Genomic DNA, 25,174 nt, shown 5'->3' on the forward strand with positions numbered 1-25,174 from the left:
GATTACACTGCTTCATCGATGAACTTGTACCCCACGCCGCGCACCGTCTGAATGAGCGGAACACCGGCGACCGCCTCCAGTTTGCGGCGCACCTGCCCGACGTACACGTCCACCACGCGGTCGGTGCCGTAGAAATCGTCCCCCCATACCAGGTCGAGGATCTGTTCACGGTTCAGCACCCTGCCGGCGTGCCGCGCCAGTGCCAGAAGCACATCGAACTCGGTCGTTGTCAGGTCAATCACCTGATCGCCAACGGTGACCTCGCGCCGGTCCGGGTCGATCCGCAGATGCGCGAAGCGCAGCGTGGAGTCAACCACCGGGGTTGCAGAACGGCGCCGGCGCAGGATGGCTTCGATCCGCGCCACCAACTCACGCGGGCTGAATGGCTTGGTAACGTAGTCATCGGCGCCGATGCGCAACCCGGCGACCCGGTCGCTCTCTTCGCTGCGCGCTGTCAGGATGATGATGAATACATCCGACTCCTGGCGCAGCCGTGCAGCGACTTCCATCCCATCCATCCCGGGCAGATTCAGATCGAGAATGACCAGATCGGGGCGCTCGCGGCGCGCTATCTCCACCCCTTCCGGTCCGCTGAGCGCCAGCAGCACGCGAAAGCCCGCCTGCTCGAGATAGGCGCGCGCAACGGTGCGGATGCTGGCTTCGTCTTCAATGATCAGGATGGTCGCACTCATACCAGGCGCCGGTCGTCATCGGTCAACCCAAGGCGTTCGCCGGAAAGACGGAAGAGCAGGTAGTCGAACGTGTTGCCGAGCAGATTCCCGACGCGTATCATGCGCAGTAGTGCCTCGATGGCATCGGCGCAGAGCGCGCCATACTCGCAGGCGAGGCGCTCACGCGCCGCCGGGTCGGGCGTGGCATCGGTTTCTGCCCAGTGCTGCGCATATGTCAGCGCCGGCGCTTCGTCTGGCGGGCAATTGCTGAATATCTGGTCGAGGATCTGCACAATCTCGGCATTCGTCACGCCAGCCGCCAGCGCCATTCGCGTATGTGCGAACGAACAGAAGCGACAGCGATTGACCGCCGTAACGGCAAGCATCAGGCGCTCGCGGAATGCTGGCGAAAGCGTGGTGTACGCCTGCCGCAAGCGGGCGCGATGCCGGAACAGCCAGACGACATCCGCCAGAAACTGGCGGGGACTGGCATAGCAGCGACGAGGGAAGACAGGAGCGCGGCTCATTGGTCTCCTCCAGAAGGTTTATCAGCAACGATCCATGCCGAGAAGCGGTCGCGTTCTGCGACGTGCGCGTGCAGCCCGTGCGCCGCCAGCATGTCGCGCACCACCTCCGGCGCCAGGAAGGTGCTCCCCATCAGTGCGATACGTTCCGCCAGCGCCACCAGTTTGACCGCCGGACGATGAATATCCGGCTCTTCAATCACCAGTCGTCCGCCTGGTGCGAGCACCCGCACCAGTTCGTGCATCGCTGCGGGCTGGTCGAGAAAGTGGTGCAGTGCATCGACCACCAGAATACGGCTGAAGAAGCCATCAGCAAAAGGCAGCCGTTGCACCTGTACCCGCACCGGGGACAACGTCTGTTTCTCGCGGGCGCGTTGCAACATCTGCCGTGACTGATCCGCGACGATCAGGCCGCCGACGAACGGGCGCAACGTCGCGGCGACGCGCCCGGTGCCGCCGCCGGCGTCGAGCAGCCATCCATCGGTCGGCAGGCATAACAATGTTTTCAGGCGCGTCGGATCGGGTGGACCGATCACCCGTTCGTACACCGGCGCCAGAATGTCGAAATGATCGAGCATAATCCACCTGTTTCGTTGCAGGGATGCAACCCTGGGCAACCCATATCTCCCCCAAATCATGTGACGGCGCGATCTAGCATGAGAGCAAGGCGGATTAAGTATACCGGATAATGAGGAGGACGGACGAGCGGTATGGCGTGCGTTTTCGGTCCCATTCCATCACGGCGGCTCGGACGGTCGCTTGGTATCGATCCTGTACCGTTGAAAACCTGCAACTGGAATTGCGTCTACTGCCAGCTTGGGCGGACGCGCCCGCTGACGAATGAGCGCCGCGTATATGTACCACTGCCGGTTCTATTGAATGAGATCGATCAGGCGCTGGCAGCCCGCGCCCCCAACGAGATCGATTGGGTGACGATCGTCGGGTCGGGGGAACCGACGCTGCACAGCGAGATTGGCGAACTCATCCGCGCCATCAAATGCCGGACGACAGTACCGGTGGCAGTGATTACCAACGGTGCGCTCCTCTATCTAGCCGATGTGCGGGAAGCGCTCGCCGCTGCCGATGCCGTTCTGCCAACCTTCTCGGCAGGTTCGGCGGCTGTCTATCGCACACTGCACCGCCCCCATCCAGAGACTACATTCGAGCGTTTGCTGGAGGGGTTGATTGCCTTCCGCGCCGGCTATCGCGGGCAATTATGGGTCGAGGTGATGCTGGTGCGCGGCATCAACGACAGCGAAGAGGCGCTGCGCGACATTGCTGCGGCGTTGCAGCGCGTTCAGCCCGACCGGATCGACATCACGCTGCCGGAACGCCCCCCGGCGGAACCCTGGGTCGAATCGCCCGATGCCGAAGGGTTGATGCGTGCAACCGCGATCCTTGGCGCAGCGGCACACGTGGTTCATCCGGCGGAAGGAACGTTCGATCTGCGCGGGTATGCCTCTCCTGTCGAAGCGATCCTCGCCATCGTCGCACGCCACCCGATGCGCGCGGAGGAACTGGAACGCGCACTGGCGCGCTGGGCGCCGGATCAGGTGCGCCAGGCGCTGCACACGCTGGAGTCGAGTGGTGCAGCGCAGGTGATCGAACGCTACGGCACGCGCTTCTGGTGTGCGGCGGACGCCTTTTACCCCTCGACCGCCTCCGCACCACGAAAGGCGGTGACGACATCCTATGGTTGCCGGTAATCCGCAGGAAACTGCGCTGGAAGCCGCTGTATGGGAGGCTATGCAGCGCGTGATTGACCCGGAACTCGGCTTCAGTCTGGTCGATCTTGGTCTGATTCAGTCGGTCACGGTCGCCGATGGGCGGGCGCTTATCGAATTGGCGCTGACGACGCCGCTCTGTCCGCTGGCCGGTGTGCTCGAATACGAGATTCGCGCGACGGCGCTGGATGTGCCCGGCATCCAGGAAGCGGAAGTGCGTCTGGTCGATGCGCCATGGACGCCGCCAGCTGCGGCGCCGTGGCGGCGCTGGCTCGACGAGACGACCTGAACGGTCGGGGGAGGACGTGGGCAATGCCGTCTGGTGATGTTCTGCTCGACGTACAGAGCGTTGCCCTCTTCCGCGAGGGGCGCACCATTCTGCACGACATCAACCTCAGTGTGCTGGCGGGTGAGATCCACGCCCTGCTCGGCGTCAACGGCAGCGGGAAGTCGAGCCTGGCATACGTCATCATGGGGTGCGAAGACTATCATCCCGATGCAGGGCGCATTCTGTTTGCAGGGCGCGACATCAGCGATCTGCCTATGCACGAACGCGCCCGCCTGGGACTGACGCTCGCCTGGCAGGAACCGGCGCGCTTCGATGGCTTGCCGATTGGCGACTACCTGACGCTCGGCAGACCGGCGATCAGCCGGGAGGAGTTGTGGGAAGCGCTGCACGCTGTGGCATTGGACCCGGCAACCTATCTGCCGCGCGCCCTGGATCGTACCCTGAGCGGCGGCGAGCGCAAGCGGATCGAACTGGCGGCAGTGTACGCTATGCGTCCACGTCTCGCTATTCTGGACGAACCGGACTCTGGCGTCGATGTGTTGAGCTTCGGCGATATTCAACAACTGGTGCGACGCATGGCGCGTTCAGGATGTGCGGTGCTGCTCATTACCCACCGCAACGACATGGCATCAATCGCCGATCGCGCATCGGTGATGAACGCCGGGACGATCATCATAACCGGCGCTGCCGAAGAAGCGATGAGGTGTGCGATGAAAGCGCAACAGATACCGGTCATGACCATGCCGCACAACGACCCGGCATGGGCGCATGAGTATGAAGCGATCCTGCAAGCATACGAACAGGCGGGCGGGCCAATTGCTGCATTGCGATCCGGTCGCGTTGCGGCGCTGGTTGTCAGCGCCAATCGTGTGCTTGGCGCTATCACAGTGCCGGGGGTGGCGATCAACGCCGAACCGCTGCCGGATGGCGTTCAGGTGCAGATCGTGGTTGCGCCCGGGGTGCGGTTGGAGCGCCCGGTGCACCTCTGTTTCGGCATGATCGCGGAAACCGGTGTGCAGCGGATTGTCGCCGATTATGAGATCGGCGCCGGTGCGCAGGTCGAGTTTCTGGCGCACTGCACCTTCCCCAACGCCCGCGATCTGCGGCACATCATGGATGCCACCGTGCGCATCAGTGAAGATGCTCATATGAACTACACTGAAGCGCACTACCACGGACCGCATGGCGGCGTGGTCGTCGAAGCGCGCGCTGGCGTGGCTATCGGTGCAGGAGGGCGCTATTTCAGCACGTTCAGCCTGGTGCACGGGCGCGTCGGTCGGTTGCTGATCGACTACATTGCCGATGTAGCCGCGTCCGGCGTCGTTGATTTGACCTCAATGGTGTACGGCGTCGGTGACGACGACATCGAGGTGCGCGAGGTGGTGCGTCTCAACGGAGAGAAGGCGCGTGGGTTGGCGAAGACCCGTATCGCCGTGCGCGATCGCGCCCGCAGCCGGGTCTTCACGACTGCCGAAGGCAATGCCCCTGGAACGCGGGGGCACATGGACTGCGCCGAGATCGTGCGGGGCGATGCTGTGGCGGAAAACATACCGACTGTCATTGTCCGCAGCGACGAAGCGCACGTCACCCACGAAGCGGCGATTGGCTCGGTCAACCGCAAGGAACTCGAAACCCTGATGGCGCGCGGGCTTGACGAAGATACCGCGGTGGATGTGATTATTCGGGGAATGTTGGGGAAGTTAAGCGGTTGATTCCATAGAATTCGGTGTTTGGCGGGGGTGGCAGCGGTGACGGTCATCCACTGGCGGTCGGAAAAGCCGTCGGAGGCGCCCGGCAGCGGGGTGGTTGGCGCAGATGACCGTCACCTGAACCCGGGCAAGATCAAACGCACTCCAGCGCCTGCATTGCCTGATGTGTGCTCAGGTAGACCCGTTCCGCGCCGAGGTGGTCGATGAACCCGGCGCGTTGCAGTTGATCCATCACTGGACCCTTGATCTCCGTCAGGTGCAATTCGACCCCGGCAGCGCGCAGTTCGTGGAGCAGCGCTTCCAGTGTTTCCAGTGCGCTGGCGTCGATGAAATTGATCGCCGAGCCGATCAGCACCAGATGCTTCACTTCTGGTCGCTCAGCGACAATGCGCAGGAGTGTGTCTTCCAGGTAGCGCGTGTTGGCGAAATAAAGGCTCTCATCGATGCGCACCGCCACGACGTGCGGGCAGGTCTGCACCTGATGGCGCAGGACATTGCGGAAGTGCTCGCTCTGACTAACCCGCCCAACAATGGCAATGTGCGGTCGGCTGGTGCGCCAGAGGAACAGCAGGATCGAGAAGACGACCCCTGCCAGAATGCCAGCCTCGATGCCGAACAGGAGTACAACCGCAAATGTTACCCCCCACGTCGCCGCATCGGTGCGATTCATGCGCCAGATACGCAGCACTTCGCCCGGTTTGAACAGGCTCAACACCGCAATGATGACCGTCACCGCCAGCACCGCCTGCGGCAGGTAGTAGAACAGCGGCGTGAACCCGATCACAATGATGCCAATGCTCGCTGCGGTCACCAGCGACGCCAGACCGGTCACGGCGCCCGCCTGATCGTTGACCACTGAGCGGGCAAAGCCGCCGGTGACAGGGTAGCCGCCAGTGACGCTCGCCGTCAGGTTGGCGGCGCCGAGCGCTACCAACTCCTGATCGGCGTCGATCGCCTGGCGCCGCTTGCTTGCCAACGCCTTGGCGACCGCGATTGACTCGACGACGCTGATGAAGACGATCGTCATCGCGGTGGGAAGGAGCGCCTGCGCATCGGCGGCGCTCAGCGCCGGCAGCGTGAACGGGGTGAATCCCTGCGGAATGGCGCCGACCACCCGCACCCCGGCGGTCTCGTTCAGCCGCCAGAACCACGATGCCAGAATGCCAAGCAGCACCGTCACCAGCGGCGCCCCGCTGACGATCAGGGTCACGGCGGCGGATGGCAGGCGTGTGCGCTGCTGCAGGAACGGCTTCAACCGCGAACGAAACAGAATGAGCAAGGCGATGCTGATCGCGCCGACCGCCAGGGTTGCCGGGTTGGTCTGGTTCACACCGGCAACCGCGTTCAGAACGATCTCATGCACCCGTTCGCCTTCAATCCGGTAGCCGAGCAGATACTTCAGTTGCCCGGCGGCAATGATCAGCGCCGAAGCGGAGGTGAATCCCGCCAGCACCGGGTGTGACACAAAGTTCATCACGAAGCCCAGGCGCAACACACCCAGCAGCAGTTTGACCACCCCAACGATGAATGCCAGCAACAACACCAGTTCCAGGTAGCGCGGGCTGCCCGGCTCGGCAAGCGCACTGACGCCAGCAAAGACCGCCAGCGACGTAATGGCGACCGGACCGACCGACAGTTGCGCGGAGGTGCCGAGCAGTGCGTAGACCGCCAGCGGCGCAACCGACGCATACAACCCGACCTGCGGCGGCAGACCGGCAAGCTGAGCATACGCCATGCTCTGCGGAATGAGCATGATCGCCGTCACCAGACCGGCGACCAGGTCATTCGGCAGGTCAGCCCGGCGATAGTGCAGCAGCCAGCCAAGAAACGGAAAATAACGCCGAAGACCCTGAGCGGTCAGCGGCGTTTTGAGCGACGACGAGACAGCCATACTGGTTCCGCTATTGCGCCTCACCGGCTGGAAGCAGCGGCGGCGCGTTCAAAATAATCATCCGTGCAGAAGGCGAAGGTTTCCATTGCGTCGTCATCATAGCCAGCCGCGCGCAATGCGGCTGCCGCCTGGTCACGGGTCCAGCTGTCGTACACGATTCGGTCGAGAAGCCACATCAGCGCAACGCGCGTTGCCGAGCGGCAGTGCAGGAACACGCGCCCCTGCGTTGCAGCGAGAGTCTGATGATACTGCTCCAAATGCTCCGGTTCCAATTCATAGACCGGCAATGGCAGGTGAATGTACCGCAACCCGGCGGCTTCAGCGTTCTGCTGCTGAGTCGCAGCGCGTTCCGGGTCGGAGCGCATATTGATAACGACCTGGAACCCTTCCACTGCCAGTGCTGCCCAGTGTTCCAGCTGCGGCTGCCCGGCAAGCGTCAGACGTTCGTCGATATCGTAGCGAATCAGGTCAGCCTTCTGGGCTGCCGCCAGTTCGGCGTCATTCGTACAAGGTTTCATAAAAATTGATCCTCGTGATCAGATGAACAGGGTCACTTTGGCGCGGCTTGCGTCGCCGAGGAACGTTGCCACGCCGCCATGCTCCAGGCCATCGACCAGTTCGTCGTCACGCACACCAAGCAATTCGCGCGACATATCGCACACGACCATGCGCACCCCCAGTTCACGCGCCAGGTTGAACAATTCCTCGACCGACATCACGCCGTGGTCGCGCATCAACTTGCGAATGATCTGAGCGCCAGCGCCAAAGAAGTTCATCTGCGACAGACCCATCTGCCCCAACCCGCCGGGCAGCATGGCGGTAAATCCCTGTTCCAGCAAGTTCTTCCCGGCGAACACCTTCTGTTTTTTGACCGCATTCAAGCCCCAGAAGGTGAAGAACATCGAAGTTTCCAGCCCCATCGATGCAGCGCCGGTCGCAATGATCAGCGCAGCAATGGCTTTATCCAGGTCACCGGAGAAAACGACCATCGCCAGGCGATCCTCGACGCCTTGCGCGGGATGTGCCTCGAGCGCCGCAATACGCGCCTCGAGCGCAGCAATTCTATCGAGCAGCGCGGCGGTCTCATGCTCGCGCTCAATCGTTGTTTCGATCACAGTCATGCTCTTTCCCCTTTATGATGAATTTCTCTTCTATGACGATACGAGAGATGCCTGTGCCGGGCGTTGGCTGAGCCTGTCGAAGCCAACGCCCAGCGCTATGAGACAAGCATGCGAGCAATACTTTAACGGCGAATCGTTGTCGTCTGCAGGAAGATCGCCGCGCTCACACTAACGGCGGCCCGCCTGGTTGCCGGTCGTGCACTTGATCCGCCAGTTCGGGGCTCTCAGTTCTCAGTTCTCAGTTCTTAGTTCTTAGTTCTTGGTTCTCTCAAGAGGTGCGCCGCAGGTAATGGACATACAGTTCCTGCCCGTCTTCCCGCATAACCTCCTGCGCCAGGAGTTCGACGTTCTTCGCCGTCTTGACCCACCCCTGGAAATCAGCGACCGATCCGCGGTCGGTGGCGACAACGCGCAGCACCTGACCAACCGGCAGGTCAGTAATCGTCTTGCGACTCTTGACGAGCGGCATCGGGCACTTTGCGCCCTTGACATCGAGTGTCTGGTGATATGTCAGTTCCATGAACGTTATTCCTTTCTGATTGATGGTGTTATTGCGCCAGGGCGCATACGTTCTTGCCAAGCTCCAGTTCCTCCGCTTCCGCCTCGGAAGGTATGCGCAGACCGATGTTCACCCGCTTGATTTCAACATACTGCGGCGGGAACTCCGGCAGATTGCCGAGGACGAATGACCGGAACGCTTCCTCCGACTCCAGGTGCGACAGGGAGGTGTTCGTCTGCTGGACATTGCCCCACGGCGCTGCCACGCGCCCGGCTTCGTCCGCCTCATCGAGCGTCGAGAAGTGCGATGGCAGGATGAGCGTTGCATCGTTGAGGTGCGGCGGCAGGCGGCGCGTCATGCTCTCGTACAGCATTGGCGTCCACGCCTCGCCTTTGCCGCCGAGGTCCGGGCGCCCGAACGAACGCAGGAAGATGCCGTCGCCAGTGAACAGGTAGCGCGAACCATCGGGAGCGATTGCCAGAATGTTCACCTGCCCCAGCGTATGCCCCGGATACCAGATCATCCGCAGTTCGACCTGCCCGACGCGATACGTCTGCCCATCGTCGAGCGCCGTGTATGCAATTGTTGCTGGCAGCATGTCGATCGGGTGGATCGCATCGTAGGGATGAACGTAATACGGCGCGCCGGTCTCACGGTTGAGCGCCGGTCCGCCGCTGATGTGGTCGGCATGCACGTGCGTATCGAAAATATGCGTCAGGCGTGCGCCGTGTGCGGCGATGGCTTCCAGGTAGGGCGCGGTGTGGCGCAGCGGGTCGATGACCGCGGCGGCGCCATCGCTGATGACGATGAAACTGACATCACCGCGCGCCGGACGCGCAACCTGTACAATGCGACCCCAGGAGGCGCTGACAATGTCGCGTGTATCGTAGAGATGCCCCCAGCTCAGAATGCCGCCTTCCAGATAGCGTGCATCGATGCCGTGCGCACGCAGGAGTTCGGCGACGTACTGCGACGACCCTTCCTTGGCGCACACGACCAGCACCTCGCGGCCAGCGGGAATACGGGCGACCGCGCCTTCTTCATCTTCGATAAAGTCGTAATACGGAACGTTCTGAACCGTCAATCCGGCGCGACCCTCGATCCGCCAGCGCGCGAAGTCGTCCGGGTTGCGCACATCGAGAATGAACGGCGCCGTGTTGTGCAACAACGCATCATAGAGGGCGCTGGCACTCACTGCTGGCGCCTGGGTTTGCAATTCTGCAACCGTCATACATCAAACCTCGTACTGTTGTTCACAAAGAATCACGAACAGGCGTAGTGTATGCCGGCAGTGTAAGGCGCGTACAAGGCGAATGTAAGAGTCTGGTAAAGAAAGCGGGCATCTGGTACAGGCGACGGTCATATGGGACGCGCCGGATAGACGGGCGCCGTCGGCGTAGGGGCGTTCCTCGTTGACGTTGTGATCGAAGCGGTGCTGACACATGGGCAGCGCCAGCGGAGGGGCGCTCTCCTGTGAGCGCCCTCATGACCATCGCCGATGGACGTTCAGTCTGGAAACACAAGCCAGGCGATGCTCGTCGAGATCGGCTCGCCAAACGCCAGCACACCCGCCAGGCTATGGGCAACAGCGGTCCATCTGGCGGTCTTCGTCCTGTACGCCACCCAGCCATAGACCAATCCCAGGGTGAATGTGGACATGATGAATGGGAATGCTCCGCCTTCGGCAGGAAACACCAGGGTTGGCGCCAGATGAAACAGCGCAAATCCCGCTGCGGGGTACACACACCCAACATCACGTTGTGTTCGAATGCCTTTACATAGACCCCGCGCCACAGGATTTCTTCGGCAGTTCCGTTGAGAATGGCGATCGGTGAGAACAACAACACCCCCAACGACACGCTCGCCAGACCAGGGATGAAATACATCCAGACAGCGCCGGCAATGGTGAGCGATAGCAGCGTCATGAGCAGCCAGTTTTCTTTTCTGAAGAGGGACGCCTCTGCTGCGAGCACGTGGTGAAGCCCACGCCTTCCCCAGAGGAACAGCGGCGCGCTCAGACACCACAACCAGTAGAAGCCAAAGCCGGCCAGATAGCCAGGAGCCTCTCCCAGCCAGCGCGCCGCGGCGCTGAACACGAACGCAGCGCTTGCGATCAGCAGAATGGGCAGCAGGATCAGGACGCGCTTTCTGGCAGCGGTGTGTTCCATTGTCGATTCGGTCCTCTCCATGGCATCATAGATTGTCTGCCACCCACTGTCAGTCCCACCATGAAAGGTCAGGCGGCAGCCCGCCATGCTGCCACGCTGAACTGTCGGGCTCATCACGCGAAGGGCGTTGCCGCGTTCTCGCCACGGCGTGTGAATGCGCCTGCCCGCCCGGCGGCTGATGGTTGTTGCATCATTATTCCGCTATCCGCTTGTCTGCCCGGCGGCTGACGGAGTTTGAATAATTATTGAGTCCACTGCAAACAGGCTTAAACACAAAGGACACGAAGCGCACGAAGGTGAATAAACATGAAGCGCATTTCCTTCGTGTCCCTTTGTGACCTTCGTGGTTTACAGCTTTTGGCAATGAAGTCATTATTCCGCTATCCGCCTTGTAGCCCGGCGACTGAAGTCGCGGGCTCCTGCTGCAAAGCCCGCCTGCGCGGGCTCGACTTGGCGATACCGGATTAATTTCTCAAAAACCATAAGTCGCGGGCTCCTGCTGCAAAGCCCGCCTGCGCGGGCTGACCCGGGCGATACTGGCTTATTTGCTCAAAACCATCACGCCCGTGCGCTGAATGGCGCCAGGATGCCGTACCTGCGCGCAGAACCGGGTCGGCGCCGCAACACGTCACGGCAGGCGCCTGACGCGCTGTTCTGCCGGGGTCCGCTGGTGTTGCCTGCCAGGATTGGCAGTGTGTCATGTGCGTCCCTTCCTGTCAATTCCTGCCTGCACCCGATGATAGTCGCATTGGGGCGCTCCCATGTGAGCGCCCCTACGCTGGCGCTGCCTGCGTTGCTGGCGGTGCTCGTCCCTCCGGTGCATCTCACGCACCGTCACCTTCTCCGGCGGGTGAGTGTAGCACTACACACTCGCTGTTGTCAAAGCCAGAGACGCCTGTTTGCCCTTAGCAAACCCTTAATCATGTGGTGTGTCGTTTACACCCGGTAAATGCTTTGTATCGCCACTGCGCACGGTTTTTTTTTATACTAAACAAGGTCTTCTTTCAATATCTTTCAAGGGCGCAAGAGCCATCATTCACAGCATTGGGGATGTGGCTTCTTTGTGTATTTGCGTCTTTGTGCGAGATCAACACAGGTCACAAGGAGAAGGAACCGATTTATGCGTCACCGTCACGTGGCGGAGGTGTTGCTGCTCTGGCTTGCGCTGCTTGCCGGGTGCGGCGCCGTCGCCAATCAGGTAGCGCCTGGCGCCGCAGTTGCCACACCGGTAGCATCACCGGTTGCGCAGCCCACCGGCGACCTGCAGCGTGGCGCGGCGCTGTTTGCCGGTGATGTGGCAATCGCCGGTTTCGTTGCCTGCCGTGGATGCCATTCCGTCGATCCGGCAGCGGGTGATGGTCTGGGACCAAACCTGGCAGGCATTGCACTGCGCGCTGGTTCACGCATTCCCGGCGTCGCCGCCGACGAGTACATTCGCGGCTCGATTCTGGTGCACGATGATTTCGTTGTGCCAGGGTTCGAAGCGGGTCTGGCGCGTGCCGTGGTCGGGCGCGACTTTGGCGAAATCCTGAGCGACCAGGATATTGCCGATCTGACGGCGTACCTGCTGACGCTCGACCAGGCGCCGGTTGCGCAGGCGCCAGCGCTCGATCCCGCGCCCGCTCCAACTCTGCCGCCAGAACCGGCGACCGTCGCAGTCGCGCCGACAGAGACCGCGCTGCCGGCGCCGACGGCAGCCGCCACGCTCTCCTTATCTCCGTCAAGAACGGTCGAACCATCACCGGCAACCTCGCCATCTCCTGACAATCGCACACCGGTTGCGGGCAGCCCGACGATTACGGCGACAGCGACACAGAGTGCATCTGACACGTTATCACCCACGGCGTCATCTCCGACTATCCCGCCGTCGCCGACTGATGCCGCGACGCCAATACCTGCGCCGACGCCGACCCAGCCGCCTCCGCCAGCGGCGACGAACCCGCCTGCTTCTGAGACAGACGGCTCACTCCCGCCAGAACTTGCGATCTATACCGGATGTATGACCTGCCACGACCAGCACGCGCTGAGTGTCGTCAAAATGCCGCACGTGCGCTTTCCGCAGTGTTCCGCCTGTCACAGCGGCTCACCCTCGCGCGTCGGCTGCCCGACGTGCCACAGCATGCACCGCATCCAGGCGCCGCATGGCGGCGAAAATCCGAACCTGCCATGCAGTCACTGCCATGCAGACAGGTGACGGTCACGATGACGCTTTTCAGACCGCATCAACCGCTGGTTCGGTCTCGAAGACCTCATCGATCAGGAGAGGCGCAACGTCAGGGTCGCAATCCCGTGCCCCTGTACAGGCAGCAATTTGACGTCAAGACCGGCGCGTTTGTGAGAGCGGTCGATGTCAGCCTACACCTCTCGAATCGCCACTCCCGCAAACCGGATACACGATGTTGCCGATTAAGCCCGATGGTCAATTGGTAAATCTCCCCTTTTCGCCGCCTCTGATGCTAACTGGTCGCACCGCTCATTCTCTTTGGTGTGGTTATGGCCCTTCACCCAGCGAAACTCCACCTGGTGCTGTTTGCAAAGCTCCAGCAACTGCTCCCATAGATCGGAGTTCTCTGCTCGTTCTTTCTCACTCCTCATCCAGCCTTGAGCACGCCATTTTTCGACCCAACCTTTTGACATGCTATCAACAACGTACTTCGAGTCACTAAAGATGACGACTTCGGATTTTCTCTTCAGAGATCGTAAGCCTTCAATACAGGCCCTGATTTCCATCCGGTTGTTGGTTGTTTCTCGAAAACCTCCTGATATTTCCTTTGTGATCCCACGATACTTGAGAATAACACCGTAACCGCCGAAACCTGATTTTGGATCGGCGCAACCATCGGTAAATATCACCACTTTGCCAGATTCAAGTAAATCTGCGACTATTTCATTCGTACTGATCGCAGCCCCACCATGGCGCTCGAGATAGTCAACCAGATTGGGAGCAATGTTCAATAAGGTCTCCTTTGGGAATTCTTTGAGCCAGTTTATGGCTTCTTCATGGGTATAGAATCCTTTGTACACTGCTTCGGGAAATCCTTCGACCTGCTCTGCGGCTTCGCCTTCACCGAACCACTTCGTGTAGACTCCCGGATTTCGTCCTTTCACGACGACGTAGTACTGTTTTTTCTTGCTGCTCATGCAATACGGTCCTTGTTCCTGAACGTGACGTGTCCGTCTGCAACGTTTTCCCTGCGCGATTGGCACGGGGGCGTGCCCGCGCTCCCAGGGGGGGCGTGCCGTTGTGCGGGCGCGATGCCCGCGTCCCCAAGGGGGGGCGTGGCCTCTTGCGCGCCCGTGATCCATACAACGTGAGCGATGCCCGCGCCCCCAGGGGGGCGTGTCCCGGGCACGCCTCTACCTGCCGTGGTCCGGCGGGCGTGCGACCGGCGCACCCTCACCGTCAATGTTCACACGTTCGACGTGTCCCCCCGTCATACCCGCACTTCCGCGCCAGTCGCTGCTGATCGGTATGCCGCATCGAGCAGGCGCAGCACCGCCAGCCCCTCCGCACCCGTCGCCAGCGGTGCGCCTTCGCCCCGGCAGGCAGCGATGAAGTGGCGAAAACCTTCCGCCCATGCCCACTCTTTCTTCGGCACATCGGGCGCAATCTCGACCGGTACGCCATCTTCGGCGCGGTAGATGCGCAGCGGATGATCCTTCCCGTAGAGATCGGGGAAGTAATCGGCGCCTGCCAGGTCGCCTGCAATCTGAATGCGCTCCTCGTTGCGCGCGTGGATCGCCCAGGTGACCTCGATCGTCACCAGGCCGCCGTTCGCCAACCGCAGATGGATCGCCGCCAGATCATCCACATCGAACGTTCCGCCTGGCACCCGGTCGGCGCCCCATCCGCCAAGCCCACGCTCATACGGTCCGTGCACCGCCTGGATTTCGCCGCGCACTGCGCTGACCGGCGGGAATCCCAGGATCCAGTAGACCATGTCGAGCATGTGCACCCCGATGTCCATGGTCGCGCCACCGCCTGCCAGTTCTTTGCGCGTGAACCATGAGCCGTAGCCGGGGATGCCATTGCGTCGCAGCATGCGCCCAAAGGCGTAGGTGATCTTCCCAAAACGCCCTGACTGCGCCATCTGACGCAGCAGTACGATTTCAGGGCGTGGACGGTTGCTCATGTTGATCGCCAGCACTTTGCCGGCCTTCTCGGCGGCTGTAACCATCGTCTCTCCGTCTTCCACGCTGGTCGCCAGCGGTTTTTCACATAGCACATGCTTGCCCGCTTCGAGCGCCGCAATCGCAACCGGGGCGTGGAAGACATTTGGCACAGCCACGGTGATGGCATCGACATCGCCCAATGCGAGAAGATCGCGGTAATCGGCAAAAACCTGCGGAATATTGAATTTTGCGGCGGCTTCCTGCGCGCGCGCCAGGTTGGTGTCGCAAATGGCGGTTACTTGAACGCCGGGAAGAGCCTGAAGCGAGGGGACGTGTCCGTGGACAACGACCGCGCCCGCGCCAACGACGCCAATGCGAACGGGGGTGGACATGGATGTTCCTTCCTGATGTCAAATGCAGCGTAGCCAGAGCGTCCATCGCCAATGATGGGACGTATGCTACGCCGGGTAAGAACGAATACCAGAGTATCTTACCACGAACGGCGCGCCTGCCGTTGTTTCTCACGATAGAATGGGTTAGAATGAGAAGAGACTGACTCTGATGCCTTCTCGACCACCTGGAGACCATGTATGCGCACATTTCTCTGGCTCACCCTGATAGTCGGTGTTGCGCTCTGGGCGTTGGCATTGCAACGTGAACTTGCAACCGTTCGCAAGCATCGCGCGATGTACCGTGAGGCGGCAGTGCGTATGGAGCGCCGTCTGTATGCGTTGATGCAGTCGTCCAAATCGTCAGTGCAGTGATGCCTGTAAAGATCAGAATGCGCATATGCAGAAGCGTATCGGCATCATCGATCTGGGATCGAATACAACCCGCATGATCGTGATGGGGTACACGCCGCATCACTCATTCCGTCTCCTCGATGAAGTGCGCGAAAGTGTGCGTCTGGCGGAAGGCATTGGTCCCGACGGACGGCTGAAACCTGCCGCGATGGACCGGGCAGTGGCGACGATGCGTCTGTTTCACGTATTGAGTCACTCTGAGCATGTGCAGACCATCGTACCGGTGGCGACGAGCGCCGTCCGTGAAGCCGCTAATCAGGCGGAGTTCATTGCGCGGATCGCTGCTGAAGCCGGTCTGTCGATGCGGGTGCTCACAGCGCGCGAGGAGGCGTACTACGGCTATCTTGGCGTGGTCAATTCCATCGATCTGCGCGACGGTTTTACCATCGACATCGGTGGCGGCAGCACCCAGGTGTCGCAGGTGCGCGGGCGGGGGTTTCTCCGCTGGTACAGCCAGCCGATCGGCGCATTGCGCGCCGCCGAACGATTTGTCCGATCCGATCCGATCAGCAACAAAGATTTCCGTGCACTCGAATCCGGCATTGGCGAGTATTTCGCCTCGCTCGACTGGCTGAGCGCCGAACAGGGTCCTACGCTGGTCGGGATTGGCGGCACCATCCGCACCCTGGCCGAGATCGATCAGAAAATGCACAACTATCCTCTCGACCGCGTTCATGGGTACGTGCTGTCGCGCGAGCGGCTTGAAGCGCTGATCGAGCAGTTGCGCGGCATGGATCAGCGGCAGCGCGAGGAGATCCCCGGTCTCAGACGTGATCGCGCCGACCTGATTCTTCCCGGCGCTGTTATTCTGGCGCACCTCATGCGGCGCGGCGGGTTCGAGGCGTTGACGGTCGGCGGGCAGGGGTTGCGTGAAGGGATCTTTTACGAGCATTTCCTGGTTGGCGAACAACCGCCGCTCTTTGCCGATATGCGCGGGTTCAGCGTGCAGAACCTGGCGCGCATTTACAACTACGAGGCGTTACACGCCGCCAAGGTGCGCGATCTGGCGTTCTCAATGTTCGATCAACTGCGCCCCTTGCACGCCTATGGCGACTGGGAACGCACGCTGCTCGGCTATGCGGCCACACTTCACGACATCGGGCTGGCGGTCAATTACTACGACCACCACAAACATGGCGCGTATCTGGTATTGAATGGCGCTCTGCAGGGGTTCACCCACCGCGAAATTGCGCTCATCGCACTGCTGGTGCAGTTCCACCGCAAAGGTGATGTAAACGTTGGTTCACTACGCGCACTTCTGCAACCGGATGATGAGCAGCGTGTCTTGCGGCTGGCGGCGCTGTTGCGGATCGCTGAATATCTGGAGCGGCGTAAGTGCCAGGTTGTGCAGGATATTACGGTTGACATCGGCGACCCGGTGCGCATGACGGCGCGCACTATCGGCGATGCCGCCGTTGAGATCTGGGATGCGAACCGGGCGTCGCGCTTGTTCCGCAAAGCGTATGGACGCGATGTGGAGATCCGTTGAGAGAGGTGGCGCAGGGACAGGTCTCAGACCTGTCCCTACGCCAACCCCCCCATCTCTCCATCCTCTGCTCGCTTCAGCACTTCCCGACTGCGCCCCTCTTCCGCCGGGCCGACGATTCCCTGCTGTTCGAGCAGATCGATCAGTTGAGCAGCTTTGCTGTAGCCGATCCGTAACCGGCGCTGCAGCAGCGATGCCGAAGCGCGCGAGTGCTGTTGCACCAGTTTGATTGCCTGCGGCAACAGTTCGTCCTGTTCAGTGACGCTGAGAAACTCGCCGGGGGGCTGCATGCCGCTCTGGTCGCCGGGTTTCTCCGTTTCCGGCTCGCCAGACTTCCCTTTTTCGTCGTCTGTGACCGGCGGCGTCGCATCGCGCCAGAACTGCACGATACGCTCGACTTCCGCTTCGGAAACCCACGTGCCCTGCAGTCGGATCGGACGCGCAGCATCGGCGGCCATGTAGAGCATATCGCCGCGACCGAGTAACTGTTCGGCGCCGTTCATATCCAGAATGACGCGCGAGTCGGTCTGCGACGTGACCGCAAACGCGATTCGGGTGGGGAAGTTCGCCTTGATCAGGCCAGTCACAACATCGACCGACGGGCGCTGCGTGGCAATCACCAGGTGAATGCCAGTCGCGCGCGCCATCTGCGCCAGGCGGCAGATCAGCGTTTCGACCTCATCCGGCGCCATCATCATGAGGTCTGCCAATTCGTCGATGATGATGACAATATAGGGCAATGGTTCGAGATCGGCGCGGCGGCGCGCAGCCGTTTTGTACCCTTCGATATTGCGAACGCCGTAGCGCGCGAAGACCTTGTAGCGCCGCTCCATTTCGCGCGTCGCCCACTTCAGCGTCGGCACCACCCGCTCGAGTTCGGTCACTACCGGCGAGAGCATATGCGGAATGCGATTGTAGACGATCAACTCGACCATCTTCGGATCGACCATGATGAACTTCAACTCGTCGGGGGTATGCTTGAGGAGCAGTGAACAGACCAGCGCATTGATCCCGGCGCTTTTGCCGGTGCCGGTGGCGCCCGCCATCAGTGCGTGCGGCATGCGATCCAGCGCGGCGATGATTGGCGTGCCGGACACATCCTTCCCCAGAGGCCACTTCAATCGCCCTTTGGCGCGCTCGAACTCTTCGCTTTCGAGCACCTCGCGCATGCCAACAATCGAAATCGCCGAGTTGGGAATCTCGATGCCGATCACATTCTTGCCGGGGATCGGCGCTTCGATGCGAATGGATGTCGCTGCCAGCGCCAGTGCCAGATCTTTCTCCAGCGTGGTGATCTTGGAAACCTTGACACCGACGGCGGGCTGCAATTCGAACTGCGTCACGGCAGGACCGGTATTGACGCCGACGACCTGCGCCTCGACCTTGAAACTTGCCAGGGTTTCTTCGATCAGGCGCGAACGCAGCCGTTTTTCCTCATCAGTAATCGTTCCCTCTGGATAACTTTCCAGCAGATCAAGCGGCGGCAGGGGCCAGGCGCGGTATATCGGCGACATCTCAAACCCGTCGAGCGGTTTCTGAACCACTTCCGCAGGTGCGTTGCCGGTCGGCGTCGTCAGCAGGTTGGTGAGCAGCGTCGTATTGCCAGGAGCGGCGCCGGAAGACGGCGGAGGGGCGATTTCCGGTTTGGCGGAGGAAACGGAGGGCGCCCCCGACGAGCGGCGGGTGCGCGTTTCGGGGCGCTGGAACAGACTGGCGCGTGTCGGACGCTCGGCAATTGGCGTCGGCACAATGTCGTCGTCGGTTTGCGGCGGCGGAACATAGGTGGTTGACGCATCAGGCTTGACCGGTGACGAACGCGATGCCGGGGCGGAAGACCCTTCAGTGCGCCGGACGCTGGGGTTCCACACTGTTGCCCGGAAGCGGGCAAAGCCGTCGCGAAGCGAAGAGGACAACTCGTGCAATGTGATGTCAAAGGTCAGCAGAATGCCTGCAAGCCCGGTCAGGCAGGCGATCACGAATGCCGCCGGACGACCGATCGCCTGTGAAAGAAGCGCCAGGATCGCATACCCGGCGACGCCGCCGCCTTCCCCGGCGCGCGCATCGAACCCGTCGCGCACGCCAATGGAGAACTCCAGCAGCACGAGAAGCGCCGTCAGCACCAGCAGCGTGCCGAGCACCGTCGCGCCGGTCAGCCGCACATCCTCATACTGTTCTTGCAGAAGGATCGCCACCCCGAGCAACCCAAGCGACAGCGGCACAACCAGCGCGCCCCATCCCAACAGGCGGCGGGTCAGCTCGACCCACGATGCGCCGATCACGCCTGCTGTACCGGTCACATAGAACACGACCGTCACCGCAGCGATTGCGATAAGCCCCAGGGCGAACAGTTCGCGCTGATGTTCCGGGCGTAATGCAGGCGTCGAGCTTGCGCTCGCCCGTTTGCGTCGCGTCCCTGCTGATTTACGCCCGGTTGACGAAGATTTTGCGCGCGCCATAGCCGTTGTGCCGCAGAAATCAGGAAATTGACAGTATCACAGTAACATATGTTCGCATGGGATGCAAGAGGCGAGAGGCGAGAGGCAAGAGGCGAGAGGCGAGAGGCGAGAGGCGAGAGGCGAGAGGCGAGAGGCAAGAGGCGAGAGGCGAGAGGCGAGAGGTTGCAGGTTAAGACTAACCCCTAACTCCTAACCTCTGGCGTGCAGAACAACGATAATGCCGTTATAATGACATGTGCATCTTCGAGCTGGCTTTTTGCCTGCTCGTCCACGTGTGAGGAAATCTCTCTTCCCCGGTAACATCTGCGTCGAACGTTTCGGCGCTGTTGATAGCAGCCAATCTGCATCAGGCGATCTTCATTCGGGGGAATCTGCAGCGCACGCCCTGCTCACGCAGGCGATTGCGTCCGCTCCGGTCACACCAAGACCTGCGCAAGGAGACGCGTATGGGAATAGCAGCAGATATCGCCATTATCGTCGTTGCGGCGCTCATTGGCGGATTTATTGCACAACGGTTCGGTCAACCGCTCATTCTGGGGTACATCCTTGCCGGCGTGGTCGTTGGTCCGCATACCGGCGGGGTTACCGTCAGCAATATTCACGACATTGAACTGCTCGCCGAAATCGGTGTGGCGCTGCTGCTCTTTGCGCTCGGTCTCGAATTCAATCTCGGTCGCATGGGAAAGGTGCGCACCATTGCACTGGCAGGCACGACGATTCAGATCCTGGTGACCATGGCGTTCGGGTTTGGTGTTGGTCGTATGCTCGGCTGGCCCGAATACGAGTCGCTCTGGTTTGGCGCTATTGTGGCGCTGTCGAGCACAATGGTCATTCTCAAAACGTTGCTCGAACAGGGACGGCTCGGTTCACTGGCAGGGCGCATCATGATGAGCATGCTGATTGTGCAGGACCTGGCGGTTGTGCCGATGCTCATCATTCTGCCAACGCTTCACGACCCCGGCGCAGGATTGCCTGTGCTTGGCTGGGCGATTCTTCGCGCCGCGCTCTTTCTTGCACTGATGATCTATGGCGGCACACGCCTGATGCCGGTCATTCTGCGGCAGATTGCCGCCTGGAACTCGCGCGAACTCTATCTGATCGCGGTTGTGGCCATTGGGCTTGGCGTGGGGTATGCGACATATCTGGCGGGACTGTCGTTCGCCTTCGGCGCATTCGTTGCCGGCATGGTCTTGAGCGAGTCGGAGCATAGCCATCACGCGCTCAGCAACATCGGTCCGCTCCGCGATCTGTTTGGCTTGTTGTTCTTCGTATCGATCGGGATGCTCATCGACCCGGCGTTTCTGCTCGATCACCTCGGCATTGTGCTGCTGGTGGTGGCGCTCGTCGCCATTGGAAAAGCGTTGATCTTCGGTGCGATCTCGCGCGCCTTCGGCTATGCTGAAGGCATTCCGATCCTGGTGGGATTGGGCATGTTTCAGATCGGCGAGTTTGCCTTCGTGCTGGCTCAGGTCGGGCTGAATGCCAATGCTATTCGCCAAGAGACCTTCACGCTGGTGCTGGCGACGGCAGTGGTGACGATGGTGTTGACCCCTTTTGCGGTGCGAGGCGCCGATCCGCTGGCGGCGCGACTGCGGCGCACCCGCACGGTCACCGAGGCGCATCTCATTCCAGAACAAACGTTGCACAATCACATCATTATCATTGGCTATGGGCGGGTCGGGCGTTATACTGCGGGGGCGCTCCAGCACCTCCGAATGCCATGTGTCGTGATCGATCAGAATTACAACGCCGTCGAGCGTGCAAAGAAGGCGGGGTTGCCGGTGATCTACGGCGACGGCGCCAGCCCGGTTGTGTTGGAAGCGGCTGGATTGGCGCACGCCCGACTGGTGCTCGTGGTGGTTGCCAGCGGGGTCAATGTGGAGCAGGTGGTGCGCCAGGTGCGCCAGTTGAATGCAACCGTGCCGCTGATCGCGCGCGCGGCGAACGTGGCGCAGATCGAGGAACTGCAACCGCTGGGCGTGGACGAGATCGTGCAACCGGAGTTCGAGGCGGGGATCGAGATGGTGCGCCAGGCGCTGTTACGCTGTGATGTTGCACCGGAAGCCATTGACATGCTGGCTGATGCTGTGCGTATGCAGGGGTATCGACCGCTACGATTGCCCGGTCAGGAAGAATTGCTGCTCAATTTCCTGCGGAAGTCTGCCTCGGCGACCGGCCTTGCCTGGATGACGGTCGAAGCCGGATCGTCGCTCGATGGAAAAACGATTGGCGAAAACCATATCCGTTGGCGCACCGGCGCAACAATTGTCGCCATTGAGCGCAACTCTGCCATCATCGCCAACCCCGGTCCAGAAACCCTGTTGCTGGCTGGCGACCGGCTCGCCGTCTGGGGAACGCTCGAGCAGCGCCAGGCAGTTCACGCGCTCTGTGTGCCATTGGACGATGCTGCGGCAGAAGCGCCGCAGGCAGTGGAAGTACGCGCATCGGTGGAAGTTGATGCGTGTTGATCTCGCTCACAGAGCGATCAATGTGATACTGATGCGCGGTCATTTGGACAATCATGACTTCACGGCACAAAGCGAACCACGAAGGTCACAAAGGGACACAAAGGAAATGCGCTTCATGTGTATTCACCTTCGTGTGCTTCGTGTCCTTGGTGGTTAAACCTTTTTGCAGTGGACTCAATCATGGCTTTCGAGAAAAGAATCCGGTATCGCCCGGTGCAGCCCGCGCAGGCGGGCTTGGCGCCCGTAGCCTGCGTCCTCAGCCGCCGGGCGGCTGAGGACGCGATTCGACCGTGCTCACTGCACGTGAACGCCCCGCCGGGACTGCTGATGCCACTGCACCATCATGCGTCCGCGACACGCCCGCCGCTGCGCGTTGACCACTGCGCCTTGCACAACGAACGCGCGAACAACTTGTCTGACTGACCGCCACTTGGCATCAGTACGATCACAACCGCTTTCTGGCTCTCTGAATACAGCGGGCACAGCGTCACTTCCCCAACAGCGCCATGACGATCTCGAAGACGATCAAGAGCACAATAGCCCACTCGAGCGCGGCAGCGCGTTCCGAGTCGGCATCGGCGTGGAGCATGGCATACGTCTCACGCAGCAGCGCCAGTTTGTGATCGACGCCTTCGCGCCAGACGCGCACGCGCAGCACTCTGAGCGCCGCGCTGTAGAGCCGGTTCCAGTAGACATCGTCGGTGACTTTGAGCGCATTGTCGATCTGTTCGGTCACCTCGGTCACTTCCACAACCAGCCGCTGCACATCACTGAGCAACTGACTGTAGCGGCGCACGAGCGGCATGGTAAAACGCTGCTGCGCCTGGGCGATGCGACGGTGCACTTCCGGCAGACGCGCATTGAGCACGGCGTCGTAGGATCGAATGAGCAGCAGTTCGACATTGGCAAATGCCAGAATATCGACAGCCGTTGCGGCTGCGGCGGCATCCGATTCAATCAGGAGTGCGCCGTTCCAGCTCAGGAGCGCCAGGTCATCCGAGTAATAACTAAGCGCAGTGACCAGACGCGACGCATCCGCGCTGAGGGTGCGTCGCTCACCCAGGAGCGCGGCGCGCACTGCCGGATGATCCGACAGTTCAGCGACATTGCAGGGCGGGGCGAGTCGTTCGACGATCAGCACGCAGTAGTCTTCGACCACCGGCGAACGCTGCGGATGGGAGATCGCCGGTCGAATGAGCGCTTCCAGATCATCGAGCGCAGCGGCAATACGTTTTGTCAGCTCGGCTGGCAATTCCTGCGCAGCGGCAAACAGATCGGCGACGTTCTCCCACGATAGCGGCGTGGTCAGGCGTATCTCAATGGTAATCTCGACGGCGCCGAGATCGTACACGACGGCGCGCAACGCGCCGATGCGCTGCTCATCCGCCAGTGTGACCGGCACACTTCCAAGATCGATGCGCAACGGCGGCTGCGCGATGCGAATACTTTCGGATTGGCGCGTGCGCGGGCGAACACGCCGCTCCGACGGGTTGCTCAGGCAGCGTTGCGCCTGATCCAGGTCGATGGCGTCGCCGATGTCGAAAAACTGATACATCGTCAGAGCGGCGGACGTAATCGCGGGCAGATGCGAGGCAGCAACAGGTGGCGTGTCGGTTGTCGTCATCATAAAGGTGATTCGCGCAGACGCTCACCCTCGCCCCGATTTGATAGAGTTAGAAAACTGGCGATTCCAGACCTGCTCGCGATCCTGGTCGGTATCCCGATAGAACTGAGACTCCAGTTCGGCAAGTTCAGGGGAGCGACGGCGAGGAGAAGATCGCCTGAAAAACCGGCTCAGGCGCCTGAGTTGCCGGGTAATACCGCTGGCAATGACCTGAAGAAGTTTCATACGAGCGCCTCCATATCTAGCGCTTCTGTGGTTTCAATTGGTCTGCGGAACCGTCTCGAACAGCAGCCTGTGCATATTCACCGACGGTGCGCGCCAGGAAAGAAAGATAGAGCATTTCCTGTGACTTCTATTGTATCAAAGAAGCCCCGCCTCTGTGCCCATGAAGGTGCAGTCATACCTTGCGTCGCTGCGTTGTCGCTCCATACGTCATTCTGGACCTGGACAGCGCGAGGGCGGATCTCAGACCCGCCCTTACGCTTCGCCGCCGCCGCCTGCCCATTCCATGTCCTGGCTGCGACCGGCGCTCCGTTGACGCAGGGTATACACGTGCGGGCAAGATGCCCGCGCTCCCAGGATCGCTCCCAAAATGCGTGCGGGCAAGATGCCTGCGCTCTCAGCGTCAACCGTTCCAGGCGGAACATCCATCTTTCGTCACTCATCACTGAGCAGCAGCGAAACCGTCCACATCGAAGCGCTCGCTCCAGGGTATGGTATGCTTACCCCAGACTGGTTCTTCACACAGGCAGGTGCAGTCATGCGATCCTATGGCGCTCAGAGCATGATCGCGCCGCTCCGGCGGGTCGTTGTGCGGCGGCCAGACAAGGCGTTCGGCGAGGCGGACCCGCAGCGCTGGCAGTACACCGCGCGTCCCGATCTCGCGCGCGCTCAGGAAGAACATGACGCGCTGGTTGCCATCCTGCGCAGCGCTGGCGTTGAGGTGGTGTATCACGATCTCCCGCAGCCTGATCGAGCAGATGCCATTTTTGTCTTTGATCCGGCAATCGTTACAAATGCGGGCGCAGTTGTGCTGCGCATGGGGAAGAAACTGCGGCGCGGCGAGGAAGCGGCGCTGGCTGAATGCTTCGCCCAGATCGGCATCCCGATCCTCGCAACGCTCGATGGCGACGCGCGCGCCGAAGGGGGCGATCTCCTCTGGCTCGACGAAGAAACGCTTGCCGTCGGCATCGGGTTTCGCACGAACGCCGAAGGGCGGCGCCAGTTGACCGATGCGCTGGCGCCGCACGGCATCCGCACCCTGCCGGTCGAACTGCCGTACTACCAGGGTCCCGACGCTTGCCTGCACCTGCTGTCGCTGATCAGCATCGTCGATGAACGGCTGGCGGTTGTGTATCCGCCGTTGCTCTCAGTGCCGTTCTATCAGGAATTGCAGCGTCGCGGCTTTCGCCTGATCGAGGTCCCCGACGCTGAGTTCCCGACGATGGGACCGAATGTGCTGGCGCTGGCGCCTGGGCAGTGCCTGATGCTGGAGAATAACCCGCTGACAAAGCAACGCCTGGAGGCGGCAGGATGTGAGGTGCTGACCTACTGTGGCGACGAGATCTCTATCAAGGCGGAAGGCGGCCCGACTTGCCTGACACGCCCGATTTTGCGAGGGTAGGACA

At 61.2% G+C, this 25,174-nt stretch carries 23 protein-coding genes; 8 read left to right on the plus strand and 15 right to left on the minus strand.

Annotation, left to right across the window (positions count from 1 at the left end; all coding sequences use genetic code 11):
• Positions 1–2: 2 nt before the first annotated feature.
• The 3 genes from AC3EA7_RS12630 to AC3EA7_RS12640 are packed head-to-tail and all read right to left on the minus strand — an operon-like array spanning position 3 to position 1,773.
• Complete coding sequence (locus AC3EA7_RS12630; protein WP_488614414.1) at positions 3–692, minus strand: response regulator transcription factor; 690 nt, start codon at positions 690–692, stop codon at positions 3–5.
• Positions 689–1,198 carry a carboxymuconolactone decarboxylase family protein gene (locus AC3EA7_RS12635; protein ID WP_488614415.1) on the minus strand — a complete coding sequence of 170 codons (510 nt, stop codon included), beginning with the start codon at positions 1,196–1,198 and terminating at the stop codon, positions 689–691. The genes AC3EA7_RS12630 and AC3EA7_RS12635 overlap by 4 nt, the downstream gene beginning before the upstream one ends.
• Positions 1,195–1,773, minus strand: coding sequence for a class I SAM-dependent methyltransferase (locus AC3EA7_RS12640; RefSeq protein ID WP_488614416.1), 579 nt, complete (start codon positions 1,771–1,773; stop codon positions 1,195–1,197). The genes AC3EA7_RS12635 and AC3EA7_RS12640 overlap by 4 nt, the downstream gene beginning before the upstream one ends.
• A 132-nt stretch (positions 1,774–1,905) precedes the next feature.
• On the opposite strand from AC3EA7_RS12640, the gene AC3EA7_RS12645 reads away from it, so the two are divergent.
• The 3 genes from AC3EA7_RS12645 to AC3EA7_RS12655 are packed head-to-tail and all read left to right on the plus strand — an operon-like array spanning position 1,906 to position 4,920.
• Positions 1,906–2,901, plus strand: coding sequence for a radical SAM protein (locus tag AC3EA7_RS12645; protein ID WP_488614417.1), 996 nt, complete (start codon positions 1,906–1,908; stop codon positions 2,899–2,901).
• On the plus strand, positions 2,888–3,208 hold the full coding sequence (locus tag AC3EA7_RS12650) for a metal-sulfur cluster assembly factor (RefSeq protein ID WP_488614418.1): 321 nt from the start codon (positions 2,888–2,890) through the stop codon (positions 3,206–3,208). The genes AC3EA7_RS12645 and AC3EA7_RS12650 overlap by 14 nt, the downstream gene beginning before the upstream one ends.
• The gene (locus AC3EA7_RS12655; RefSeq protein ID WP_488614419.1) at positions 3,154–4,920 is read left to right on the plus strand and encodes an ATP-binding cassette domain-containing protein; all 1,767 of its coding nucleotides are present in this window, start codon (positions 3,154–3,156) and stop codon (positions 4,918–4,920) included. Before AC3EA7_RS12650 ends, AC3EA7_RS12655 begins: the two co-directional genes overlap by 55 nt.
• 130 nt (positions 4,921–5,050) lie before the next feature.
• Here the strand turns inward: AC3EA7_RS12655 and AC3EA7_RS12660 are convergent, their stop codons facing one another.
• The 6 genes from AC3EA7_RS12660 to AC3EA7_RS12685 form a co-directional block, all read right to left on the minus strand.
• Positions 5,051–6,808: a SulP family inorganic anion transporter gene (locus AC3EA7_RS12660; RefSeq protein ID WP_488614420.1), complete on the minus strand. Its 1,758-nt coding sequence runs from the start codon at positions 6,806–6,808 to the stop codon at positions 5,051–5,053.
• 20 nt (positions 6,809–6,828) lie between these two features.
• The gene (locus AC3EA7_RS12665) at positions 6,829–7,326 is read right to left on the minus strand and encodes a protein tyrosine phosphatase family protein (RefSeq protein WP_488614421.1); all 498 of its coding nucleotides are present in this window, start codon (positions 7,324–7,326) and stop codon (positions 6,829–6,831) included.
• A gap of 18 nt (positions 7,327–7,344) precedes the next feature.
• Positions 7,345–7,929, minus strand: coding sequence for a DsrE/DsrF/DrsH-like family protein (locus AC3EA7_RS12670; protein WP_488614422.1), 585 nt, complete (start codon positions 7,927–7,929; stop codon positions 7,345–7,347).
• A 268-nt stretch (positions 7,930–8,197) separates the two neighbouring features.
• Positions 8,198–8,449, minus strand: a complete 252-nt coding sequence (locus tag AC3EA7_RS12675; protein WP_488614423.1) for a sulfurtransferase TusA family protein — start codon at positions 8,447–8,449, stop codon at positions 8,198–8,200.
• 28 nt (positions 8,450–8,477) lie between these two features.
• A complete protein-coding gene (locus AC3EA7_RS12680; RefSeq protein WP_488614424.1) occupies positions 8,478–9,659 on the minus strand; it encodes an MBL fold metallo-hydrolase in 1,182 nt (393 codons plus the stop codon).
• A gap of 275 nt (positions 9,660–9,934) precedes the next feature.
• Positions 9,935–10,171, minus strand: coding sequence for a CPBP family glutamic-type intramembrane protease (locus AC3EA7_RS12685; protein WP_488614425.1), 237 nt, complete (start codon positions 10,169–10,171; stop codon positions 9,935–9,937).
• 1,545 nt (positions 10,172–11,716) lie between these two features.
• Here AC3EA7_RS12685 and AC3EA7_RS12690 point away from each other — a divergent pair.
• Complete coding sequence (locus AC3EA7_RS12690; RefSeq protein ID WP_488614426.1) at positions 11,717–12,790, plus strand: c-type cytochrome; 1,074 nt, start codon at positions 11,717–11,719, stop codon at positions 12,788–12,790.
• A gap of 212 nt (positions 12,791–13,002) precedes the next feature.
• On the opposite strand, the gene rnhA is transcribed toward AC3EA7_RS12690, so the two are convergent.
• Both rnhA and AC3EA7_RS12700 read right to left on the minus strand, forming a co-directional pair.
• Positions 13,003–13,737 (minus strand): ribonuclease HI, encoded by a 735-nt coding sequence (gene rnhA, locus AC3EA7_RS12695; protein WP_488614427.1) that lies wholly within the window; start codon positions 13,735–13,737, stop codon positions 13,003–13,005.
• Positions 13,738–14,030: 293 nt separating this feature from the next.
• Complete coding sequence (locus AC3EA7_RS12700; RefSeq protein ID WP_488614428.1) at positions 14,031–15,101, minus strand: Gfo/Idh/MocA family protein; 1,071 nt, start codon at positions 15,099–15,101, stop codon at positions 14,031–14,033.
• 198 nt (positions 15,102–15,299) lie between these two features.
• Between AC3EA7_RS12700 and AC3EA7_RS12705 the strand changes: the two genes are divergently transcribed.
• Positions 15,300–15,473 (plus strand): hypothetical protein, encoded by a 174-nt coding sequence (locus tag AC3EA7_RS12705; RefSeq protein WP_488614429.1) that lies wholly within the window; start codon positions 15,300–15,302, stop codon positions 15,471–15,473.
• A 25-nt stretch (positions 15,474–15,498) separates the two neighbouring features.
• Positions 15,499–17,001, plus strand: coding sequence for a Ppx/GppA phosphatase family protein (locus tag AC3EA7_RS12710; protein ID WP_488614430.1), 1,503 nt, complete (start codon positions 15,499–15,501; stop codon positions 16,999–17,001).
• A gap of 35 nt (positions 17,002–17,036) precedes the next feature.
• On the opposite strand, the gene AC3EA7_RS12715 is transcribed toward AC3EA7_RS12710, so the two are convergent.
• On the minus strand, positions 17,037–19,454 hold the full coding sequence (locus tag AC3EA7_RS12715) for an FtsK/SpoIIIE family DNA translocase (protein WP_488614431.1): 2,418 nt from the start codon (positions 19,452–19,454) through the stop codon (positions 17,037–17,039).
• Positions 19,455–19,900: 446 nt separating this feature from the next.
• Between AC3EA7_RS12715 and AC3EA7_RS12720 the strand changes: the two genes are divergently transcribed.
• Positions 19,901–21,922 (plus strand): monovalent cation:proton antiporter family protein, encoded by a 2,022-nt coding sequence (locus tag AC3EA7_RS12720; RefSeq protein ID WP_488614432.1) that lies wholly within the window; start codon positions 19,901–19,903, stop codon positions 21,920–21,922.
• 487 nt (positions 21,923–22,409) lie between these two features.
• On the opposite strand, the gene AC3EA7_RS12725 is transcribed toward AC3EA7_RS12720, so the two are convergent.
• The 3 genes from AC3EA7_RS12725 to AC3EA7_RS12735 all read right to left on the minus strand — a co-directional run bounded on the left by AC3EA7_RS12725 (position 22,410) and on the right by AC3EA7_RS12735 (position 24,152).
• Entirely contained in the window at positions 22,410–23,549 is a 1,140-nt protein-coding gene (locus tag AC3EA7_RS12725) for a hypothetical protein (RefSeq protein ID WP_488614433.1), read from the minus strand.
• A gap of 21 nt (positions 23,550–23,570) precedes the next feature.
• Complete coding sequence (locus tag AC3EA7_RS12730) at positions 23,571–23,771, minus strand: hypothetical protein (protein ID WP_488614434.1); 201 nt, start codon at positions 23,769–23,771, stop codon at positions 23,571–23,573.
• 252 nt (positions 23,772–24,023) lie between these two features.
• The gene (locus tag AC3EA7_RS12735) at positions 24,024–24,152 is read right to left on the minus strand and encodes a hypothetical protein (RefSeq protein ID WP_488614435.1); all 129 of its coding nucleotides are present in this window, start codon (positions 24,150–24,152) and stop codon (positions 24,024–24,026) included.
• Position 24,153: 1 nt separating this feature from the next.
• Between AC3EA7_RS12735 and AC3EA7_RS12740 the strand changes: the two genes are divergently transcribed.
• Positions 24,154–25,170 (plus strand): dimethylarginine dimethylaminohydrolase family protein, encoded by a 1,017-nt coding sequence (locus AC3EA7_RS12740; protein ID WP_488614436.1) that lies wholly within the window; start codon positions 24,154–24,156, stop codon positions 25,168–25,170.
• The last annotated feature ends 4 nt before the right edge of the window (positions 25,171–25,174 follow it).

Source organism: Roseiflexus sp., from assembly GCF_057785375.1.

Excerpts from the sequence above, each read along its gene's own strand:
- AC3EA7_RS12630 (WP_488614414.1), bottom strand. The coding sequence starts at position 692 with ATGAGTGCGACCATCCTGATCATTGAAGACGAAGCCAGCATCCGCACC.
- AC3EA7_RS12635 (WP_488614415.1), bottom strand. The coding sequence starts at position 1,198 with ATGAGCCGCGCTCCTGTCTTCCCTCGTCGCTGCTATGCCAGTCCCCGC.
- AC3EA7_RS12640 (WP_488614416.1), bottom strand. The coding sequence starts at position 1,773 with ATGCTCGATCATTTCGACATTCTGGCGCCGGTGTACGAACGGGTGATC.
- AC3EA7_RS12645 (WP_488614417.1), top strand. The coding sequence starts at position 1,906 with ATGGCGTGCGTTTTCGGTCCCATTCCATCACGGCGGCTCGGACGGTCG.
- AC3EA7_RS12650 (WP_488614418.1), top strand. The coding sequence starts at position 2,888 with ATGGTTGCCGGTAATCCGCAGGAAACTGCGCTGGAAGCCGCTGTATGG.
- AC3EA7_RS12655 (WP_488614419.1), top strand. The coding sequence starts at position 3,154 with ATGGACGCCGCCAGCTGCGGCGCCGTGGCGGCGCTGGCTCGACGAGAC.
- AC3EA7_RS12660 (WP_488614420.1), bottom strand. The coding sequence starts at position 6,808 with ATGGCTGTCTCGTCGTCGCTCAAAACGCCGCTGACCGCTCAGGGTCTT.
- AC3EA7_RS12665 (WP_488614421.1), bottom strand. The coding sequence starts at position 7,326 with ATGAAACCTTGTACGAATGACGCCGAACTGGCGGCAGCCCAGAAGGCT.
- AC3EA7_RS12670 (WP_488614422.1), bottom strand. The coding sequence starts at position 7,929 with ATGACTGTGATCGAAACAACGATTGAGCGCGAGCATGAGACCGCCGCG.
- AC3EA7_RS12675 (WP_488614423.1), bottom strand. The coding sequence starts at position 8,449 with ATGGAACTGACATATCACCAGACACTCGATGTCAAGGGCGCAAAGTGC.
- AC3EA7_RS12680 (WP_488614424.1), bottom strand. The coding sequence starts at position 9,659 with ATGACGGTTGCAGAATTGCAAACCCAGGCGCCAGCAGTGAGTGCCAGC.
- AC3EA7_RS12690 (WP_488614426.1), top strand. The coding sequence starts at position 11,717 with ATGCGTCACCGTCACGTGGCGGAGGTGTTGCTGCTCTGGCTTGCGCTG.
- rnhA (WP_488614427.1), bottom strand. The coding sequence starts at position 13,737 with ATGAGCAGCAAGAAAAAACAGTACTACGTCGTCGTGAAAGGACGAAAT.
- AC3EA7_RS12700 (WP_488614428.1), bottom strand. The coding sequence starts at position 15,101 with ATGTCCACCCCCGTTCGCATTGGCGTCGTTGGCGCGGGCGCGGTCGTT.
- AC3EA7_RS12705 (WP_488614429.1), top strand. The coding sequence starts at position 15,300 with ATGCGCACATTTCTCTGGCTCACCCTGATAGTCGGTGTTGCGCTCTGG.
- AC3EA7_RS12710 (WP_488614430.1), top strand. The coding sequence starts at position 15,499 with ATGCAGAAGCGTATCGGCATCATCGATCTGGGATCGAATACAACCCGC.
- AC3EA7_RS12715 (WP_488614431.1), bottom strand. The coding sequence starts at position 19,454 with ATGGCGCGCGCAAAATCTTCGTCAACCGGGCGTAAATCAGCAGGGACG.
- AC3EA7_RS12720 (WP_488614432.1), top strand. The coding sequence starts at position 19,901 with ATGGGAATAGCAGCAGATATCGCCATTATCGTCGTTGCGGCGCTCATT.
- AC3EA7_RS12725 (WP_488614433.1), bottom strand. The coding sequence starts at position 23,549 with ATGATGACGACAACCGACACGCCACCTGTTGCTGCCTCGCATCTGCCC.
- AC3EA7_RS12730 (WP_488614434.1), bottom strand. The coding sequence starts at position 23,771 with ATGAAACTTCTTCAGGTCATTGCCAGCGGTATTACCCGGCAACTCAGG.
- AC3EA7_RS12740 (WP_488614436.1), top strand. The coding sequence starts at position 24,154 with ATGCCTGCGCTCTCAGCGTCAACCGTTCCAGGCGGAACATCCATCTTT.